The sequence below is a fragment of the Mammaliicoccus fleurettii genome, from assembly GCF_003970575.1.
Taxonomy (GTDB): Bacteria; Bacillota; Bacilli; order Staphylococcales; family Staphylococcaceae; genus Mammaliicoccus; species Mammaliicoccus fleurettii.
On record NZ_RXWZ01000198.1, the window covers coordinates 1 to 373 of the forward strand.

Genomic DNA, 373 nt, shown 5'->3' on the forward strand with positions numbered 1-373 from the left:
TCCTTTCTAAGGATATTACGGAATGACCATTAGGTCATGGAATAACGGAGACATATTGTATTCAGTTTTGAATGTTTATTTAACATTCAATTTAAGAATGGGCCTATAGCTCAGCTGGTTAGAGCGCACGCCTGATAAGCGTGAGGTCGATGGTTCGAGTCCATTTAGGCCCACCATTAAAAATTTAATTACCCAATTAGGGGGCTTAGCTCAGATGGGAGAGCGCCTGCTTTGCACGCAGGAGGTCAGCGGTTCGATCCCGCTAGTCTCCACCATAATTATTTTGCACATTGAAAACTAGATAAGTAAGCAAATAGATTTTACCAAGCAATAAACCGAGTGAATTTCTAACGAAATTCAAGCTTAATAATCG

The 373-nt window shown here is 40.5% G+C and carries 2 tRNA genes; both read left to right on the plus strand.

Annotated elements, in window-relative coordinates:
- Positions 1-99 precede the first annotated feature (99 nt).
- Positions 100-176 (plus strand) — tRNA-Ile (locus CD129_RS12080).
- A 23-nt stretch (positions 177-199) separates the two neighbouring features.
- A tRNA-Ala gene (locus CD129_RS12085) sits at positions 200-275 on the plus strand.
- Positions 276-373: the final 98 nt, after the last annotated feature.